The sequence below is a fragment of the Roseibium sp. RKSG952 genome (assembly GCF_009711355.1).
In genome coordinates this window covers 1-6,991 of sequence record NZ_SMMF01000928.1, presented here as the reverse complement: position 1 = coordinate 6,991, position 6,991 = coordinate 1, and the positions used below count along the sequence as shown (strand labels likewise).

Genomic DNA, 6,991 nt, shown 5'->3' with positions numbered 1-6,991 from the left:
TTTGGCCTACAGCAGCGTCAGGTCCAAATGTCGGTGCATCCGGCGGCGGTGATACTGGCGCAAGACCTGAGACATCCTTCTCGGTATAAAGAACCTGAACCGTCCCTTCTTCCATCTCGTAGAATTCTTCGTCAGCACACGCGGCAAAGACAAAAATGGTGCCGGTGGTTGGGAAGGTAGGCAAGCCAAGTTCATTCTCGTTCAATATCAGCTTTCTGGGCAAGGCGTGCAACGCAATCTGCGCAACATGGACCAAAGGGCGTCCCGACCCATCGCGAGGCCATGCCATCCCATCGGGCAACTGCGGGGCCCCTCCCAGAAAACACCCGGTATCACGTGTATCTCCGGGGCTGCTCGTCAAACAAATCGACGGGATGATCAATTCACTCATCTATCAGAAGTTCCTCATATTCAGCGGTAAATTCCGTTGTTTTCAAGCTCGTGAATGAAAGCGTTATGGGTCAAAAATATGACGAAAGAAGAATGCCCGTGAGGGCAGATAGTGAACACCGGGTGCACGTCGATTGCGGGCAGGCGCGCACTAACCAAAAGTTCGGACCCACACGACATTGTTTTGACAGATTTGAGTCGCAACTAGAGATTATTGACCTTGTTTTCGTTCACCATTCCGATTTCGGAGACCGTTATTGCCCGATACCGCATTCAAGAACTTGCTGGCACGCCTCGAAGCTTCTCCTGAAAATCTGACACTACGACTGGCGGTGATGCGCCGCGCCATGGCCTTGGGTCTGGACAGCCGTGCATTGGAACTGGCGTTTGACATCCAACCTAACGACATAGGGTCCGCAGACGACCGGAACTTTGTCGCTCAGGTTTTTGCAACGGCAGGGTTGGATGAGGAAGCAGAACTTTGGGGGCACCCTGCGACTGAAGACCAGATACCGGTAGAGGCTGAAGCGGACGCTACTCCGGACACCACCTCCGAAATCGCACCTTTCGAGGAAGAGGCTGCAAATGTAGTGAGTCTGCAGGTCGTCGGAGGACAGTCGACCACCGACGCCGAAGACACGGATGATCAGATCTCGTTTGCCGATGTTGGCGGGCTTGAGAATGTAAAACGAGACATCGAGCGGCGCATTATCGCACCCTTCAAACAGTCCGGGCTGCTCTCTCGTTTCCGAAAAAAGTCAGGGGGTGGTGTACTTATGTATGGCCCGCCCGGCTGCGGTAAAACCATGATTGCCAGAGCGACAGCAGGCGAATGTGGAGCCCGATTTCAATCCGTTGCCATATCCGACATCCTCGATCCCTATTGGGGTGTTGCCGAACAGCGTCTGACTTCGATTTTCAAACAGGCCCGGAACAATACCCCGACCATCCTGTTCTTTGACGAGATTGATGCGCTTGGCTCTAAACGGTCCGGGCACACTTCGACCCATGTTTCACAGATGGTCAGTCATTTTCTTGCGCAGATGGACGGGGTGAACCAACGAAATGACGGGGTTCTGGTTCTGGCGGCAACGAACATTCCGTGGTCGATGGATTCAGCCTTTTTACGCCCGGGCCGGTTTGACCGGATGTTCTTTGTGCCTCCTCCGGATGCTCCGGCCCGCGAAGCGATCCTGCGTATGGAACTGGCCGGGCGACCGGCAGAAACAAATGTCCGTTTCGAGAAGATCACCGCCGCCACAAGCGGTTATTCCGGAGCGGACCTTGCGCAGATCATCGACGCGGCGACAGATCTTGCGATTGACGCCACGCTTGCCAGCAATCGTGAAGTTCCCATCAACATGCAGATGCTTGAGACCGCGGCAAAGCAGGTACGCCCATCAACCATCGACTGGCTGACAACGGCGCGCAATCACGCGACCTATAGCAATGAAAGCGGGCGCTACGACGATGTTCTCGAATTTCTCAAGGTGAATGGGCGTCGCTGATGCAGTTGGATATCACAGACAACATATTGCCGGATGCAAATCCCGCGAAAATTACCGCGCCATATGTGGTATGGATTGCGGGGTTTCTGGCGGGCCCGGTATTCGGTGCAATTTGGATGTATCGCAACGCCGGGTTTCTGGGCTGTCGCGACAAGCAACGACAGGGCCGCGTGCTATTGGCGTCAGTGCTGTTTTGCGCGCCGATGCTGGTGCTGATTGATTTCATCAAGGACAGCTTTGAGAAAGGCAGCATCGAACGGCTTGGCAACCAGATATTGCTAAACATCGTGCTGGTCGTTGCGATTGTCGCCTCGGGCTACTGCTTTCAGGCGCAGCGCCAACTTTATCAGTTGCACGTGCAGGAAATGGGGCGTGGGCAACTGCGACTGCCCTTTGCTGTGCTGTATGTCTTTGCGTCCTGGCTAATTACCGGACTTCTGCTGGCAATCCTGCCACCACTCGGAGAGGCGATGGGCGGCCTGGCCTACTATCTGAATTGACCATGATGCTACAGAACCGAGACTTTCCGCTTGCCATAGCGGCCACCGACCGGGGCGATAACGACAAAGCGCTCGAACTGTTCCGCAAGGCATTGAAAGAAGAGCCCGAAAGCGCACTTGTGCATGCGCATCTGGCCTTTTGCCTTCTCAAACTGGGCAAGCACTTTGCGGCGTCGCGCGCCGCGGACCAGGCCCTCGCACTTGGTCCCAATCTGCCGCTGGCCCATGTGGTGCGCGCCACGATCGATACGGTTTTTGGTGATGACGAAGCTGCCAAAAATGCTCTGGACGAAGCCTTACGGCTTGATCCCGAAAACAGGAATGCGCTTGAGATTCGATGCGCGAACGCCTTGCTCAATCATGATATCAAGGCACTGACTGCCGCCGTCGACACGCTTCTTTCATTGTATCCCGACGATGATACGCCTCACTATTTTGCATCCAGACTTGCAACGTTGCACCTGGATGCCGAAAGCGCAGAACGCCATGCCAGAGCGGCCCTCAGAATTGCACCGACCGACAGCGCCAATCATGTAGCCATTGGATGGGCGTTCTGGGTCAAAAAAGACTTCGAGAAGGCACATGACGCCGCTTTGAGCGCGCTGGCCCTGTCGCCAAACAATCACAACGCACATAGCTTGTTGGCCGCAATTGAGATGCATCGCAAACCCCTGACAGGCTGGTTCCACCGCATTGGCCATATCGCCAACACCGCTAATATCAAAACCGCCGCTCTCTATGTGGTGCCGGCAATCTTCCTCTATATGTCCGCCACAGATATCCTGAGGTACTTCGAACTCGACACCGCTGCTTCGATGTTGTTCAGAGGCGTACAGGTCACCGCTATTCTGTTGCTGATAAGCACTCAGCTATATTCAAGAAAGTCAGCACAACATCAAAAGGCGGCTTCGCTCCGGCTGGATTATTGAAAGCTGATCGCGCTTCAAAGCCGATCTGTTGCCGCAGTTGGTGTTCAGCCGAATATCCGAATGGTAACTGCGGCCATCTTGGTTGTACCCCGATCAGCCCAGTGCAAGATTTGAGCCGCATCTCACCCGAGCCGATTTCGAGCGGGATCAGCGCGCGTAACTTCAAACCCGCAGGTGATCGATGATCGTTGATCGATACTACCAAATTTTTGTGATCTTCATTGCGGTTCTTTGGCTTCGCGAAGACCTGATTTTTGCAATTGTCTTCGGCGTAATCCCGGTCCTGTTTCTCTTGATGCCTGTCGTGGTGGGGCTGCTGCTCTGGCAGTCGGCTTATCAGAATTTCGGCCCGCAAAAGATGCGATTGATGGCCCGGTTGCGGTGGGATCTGAGCCGCAGTGGCAGCATGTTTGCGGATAACCGCAAATCCAAAACCAGCAAGACTATTTTGAAGGTCTATGGTATCGACCCCACCATAGCACTGCCCGAACAAAAAGAGCACCTCAGAGAGTTGCTGGAAAACGCCTATGCAATTGACCGGCGAGTACCTCCTATCTTTCAAAAGTCACTGACGGCAACCAGCCTTGGGCGCGCACTGACAGATGCTTGCGATTTGACAGGTGCCAAGCGCAACTCCTTCATCGCGACACTGATCAGCGTCGAACCCAAGCACCGCACGGTCGGACCGATACTCCGCATAAAAAGAGCGTTTCGCCGAATTTTCGCCCCCTTGGTCGGGAGCAAGGTACAGCGGCGCCGAATTGAGTTTGTCTATCTGTGCCACTTTACGGATCAACGGATAAAGTCAGATCCTCGACTGGCCGTTCTGACAGAAGCCATCCGCAGGGCGCGCGATACAAATGGCCTGTCCACATTCCCACGTGAACCCGGCGTGTTTGACGTCATTGTACAGCTACCCCTTGGAACCCAGCGAAACCTGGTTTTGTTGTCCGAGTTGGTGTTTGGGATACTCAACCTTCGGCGCACAGCGCTTACCGATCCAGGCAGGATTAAGTGGCTTCGCAAATTAAAGGGCGCGCTGGATACGCATTCGCCACCGGATCGGGTGCTTTGGGATACGGAAAGGCCAGCACGGTCCCATCCTGCGGCAACCCCCAAACCGAAACGGGCTGCCACGCCCCAACCTGAACCCACCAAAGAAGAACTGCTGGAGGAGCTGCATCAGGAGGCGCGGGACGCGATTTATCTCAGGCGTGCCTGGCCCATCGGCTCAGATCCGGTTGGGCGTTCGTGGTTGGGTGGCATGCCCTGTCTGCCCAAAAGCATCCCCTGGCCGCGCACTCCGCAATCGGGGACCCCGTTGCACTTTCTCGCCCAGATCGATTGCGCAGAACTGCCCCGTGTAAAAGGGGGTGAAGAAATGCCCGAGGATGGGTTACTCCTGTTCTTCGCGAGCGTGAAAGACGATATGGTCTGGGAAGACGAGGGAAGCACACGTGTGATCTTTGTGCCAGCGAGCGCAGTGCCCGGTGAACCCGCTACGCCCCCATCCCGCTTACCCGACATCGGATATGTTGAGGGCAGTGGCGTTTCTGATCGTTCGGGTATCAACAGCTATCCGTGCTGGCCCATATCCGCTCATCCGATCAAAACCTTCTTCTGGGATTTCGCGATGCCGATGCCAAAGCTGAGTTTGGCGTACGATCTTCAGAAAGGGGCGATGCAGGCACTGTTGCCTGACCGGGTTGAGAAAAGCCATCGGCCGGTTATGGCTAACGAGCTTCTGTACAACTCCGAAGATGATCCCGAAACCGCCCCGACCCGGAGATATTGGGTCCAACCCGAACTCGTCGAAGCCGGGTTTCCATTTTGTGGCGCGGTCATGTCCCGTTTCGCGATGGAGTTGGAGGGTAATATGCTGGCCAGTCTGATGGAAAACAGGCGGTTAAAAGAACTTTGGCGCCGAGAGGGAAAAGAGCTTTCGAAAAAAGCCGAAACCACAATGGCTAGGCTGACCAATCACCTGGCGCTGCTGGCAAAGGTATCCGAACGATTGGACGCCCATGCCGATCTTGCGGTTCCCGATCCCGAAACGCGGCAATGGTTCACAAGCTGGCTCGAAGAAATGCAGTCAAAGCATGGCTTTATGGTGCAGACCGAGTTGAGAAATGCCTTGCTGTCGGTTGTTCAACAGGCAGTGACGGATGAACAGATGCGCACGCTGCTGCCATCCGAACTGTATGAGTTCTTCGACGAAACGCTGTGTCCGTCTGCAACCCAGTCTGAGCATATGATGTTGGGTCATACCCAGTTTAAGACCAACGCAACCTGTGGCTCGGGCATCCGTCTGCTGGCGCTGGACAGCGACCGCGGCATGAATTTCATGTTCTGCGATGTAGGAATGATTGAATTTTGGATTTTGCCGGAAGATCTGCAGAGACGCGATTTCGACAAGGCTCAGGCCTATACTGCCGGAGGCTGATCGCGTCAGAGAGACCGATACCTGATCTCATGCCCTCTCACCCCCTAGTGCATTAAGAAACTCGGCCGCACATCTGGCTTGTTTCTGACCAGCTAGCCCAGAGTATTGATCTCTGACAGTTGGCCGGCAAACCGTTGATTGCGAACGCTTTCGGGCGTTATCCTGTAGTGCGAACGGAACGAGCGCCCCAAGGCTGTAACTGATGAAAATCCAGTGGCCGTCGAAATTTCCCGATGCGACATGTCCGTATGTCTAAGCAGACTATGAGCGCGTTCTAGCCGGAGCTCTCGATAGGTTGTGAGAAGTTTGACGCCTGTCTTACTCAGGAAACGACGCTGAAGCTGACGTGTCGATGTTCCCAATACCTTTGACAAGTCAGGTATTCTTAGTGGATCTTCAACATGTTCCAGCATCGTTTCCAGAGCCTGCCTGACCAATGGATCAGCGCCTGAGCGCTGGATCAGCCGATGCGCAAGCTGGCTTTCACATTTCCGTCGCGGCTCCGTCAGGCCAATGTAGCCACGCAACGTGTCCGCCAGATGCTCACCATGATCCTGAGAAACGAGATCTGAGAGCAACCGCAGGGCACTCAGCCGAGATGATGCGCTATGCTTGCGGCCATCGCTGGACAAATGGGTGCTCCGGCCGCCGTCTCTCAATCCACCTTCGCGCGCTGCTGCTGTAAAGTTCGGATGAATGGCTGCCATCGTCTTGTCTGCGTGCCCGGCCTGGGCCAACAGCAGCACTGCACCCCCGACAAGGACCGTACGAGATGAGAGGTTGAGGACCTGAGAAGCCCACGCCAGATCCCTTCCCTCAAAGTGCCAGCGCGTTCGCAAATCTCCCCAGAAGATTGCCGTTCGCCCTGCCCAATATAGTGGTCCGTCGACGGGATCCTCTGCGAACACGCGAATATTCACAAAATAGGTATGATCTTCGATCAGATCATTCAGGGCGCGATAAAAGTCAACGACCATCTCTGCAGACGCGCGCGCGTCAGGATCAGCCAGGATCACATCGATCTGCTGTATTCTTTCAGCTGTCGTTGATGCAGTTCTGGCCAGATGATCCTGACCGTTCTTGAGGACATAGTGTTTCATTGTTCCTCCATCTGCAAAATATGAGCATCGCCAGTTGCGGCACTGCCCGTTTTCGATTTCCCCCGCCTCATGGCGGGGGAATATTTTGTTCTCTCTATTACTCTGCGGCTTCTTCGTATTC

6 protein-coding genes are annotated in these 6,991 nt (G+C 54.8%); 4 read left to right on the top strand and 2 right to left on the bottom strand.

What is annotated here, in order from left to right; translation table 11 throughout:
* On the bottom strand, positions 1–391 hold a 391-nt coding region (locus E1297_RS49215), incomplete at its 3' end, for a DUF1963 domain-containing protein (RefSeq protein WP_196223393.1).
* A gap of 256 nt (positions 392–647) precedes the next feature.
* Here E1297_RS49215 and E1297_RS23590 point away from each other — a divergent pair.
* The 4 genes from E1297_RS23590 to E1297_RS23575 all read left to right on the top strand — a co-directional run bounded on the left by E1297_RS23590 (position 648) and on the right by E1297_RS23575 (position 5,770).
* Entirely contained in the window at positions 648–1,898 is a 1,251-nt protein-coding gene (locus E1297_RS23590; protein WP_155142899.1) for a 26S protease regulatory subunit, read from the top strand.
* Positions 1,898–2,398: a hypothetical protein gene (locus E1297_RS23585; protein WP_155142898.1), complete on the top strand. Its 501-nt coding sequence runs from the start codon at positions 1,898–1,900 to the stop codon at positions 2,396–2,398. Before E1297_RS23590 ends, E1297_RS23585 begins: the two co-directional genes overlap by 1 nt.
* A 2-nt stretch (positions 2,399–2,400) precedes the next feature.
* A complete protein-coding gene (locus tag E1297_RS23580) occupies positions 2,401–3,327 on the top strand; it encodes a lipopolysaccharide assembly protein LapB (RefSeq protein ID WP_155142896.1) in 927 nt (308 codons plus the stop codon).
* Between the two features lie 181 nt (positions 3,328–3,508).
* Entirely contained in the window at positions 3,509–5,770 is a 2,262-nt protein-coding gene (locus E1297_RS23575; RefSeq protein WP_155142894.1) for a DUF1963 domain-containing protein, read from the top strand.
* A 92-nt stretch (positions 5,771–5,862) separates the two neighbouring features.
* Here E1297_RS23575 and E1297_RS23570 read toward each other — a convergent pair whose 3' ends face one another.
* The gene (locus E1297_RS23570) at positions 5,863–6,870 is read right to left on the bottom strand and encodes a helix-turn-helix domain-containing protein (RefSeq protein WP_155142892.1); all 1,008 of its coding nucleotides are present in this window, start codon (positions 6,868–6,870) and stop codon (positions 5,863–5,865) included.
* Between the last annotated feature and the right edge of the window lie 121 nt (positions 6,871–6,991).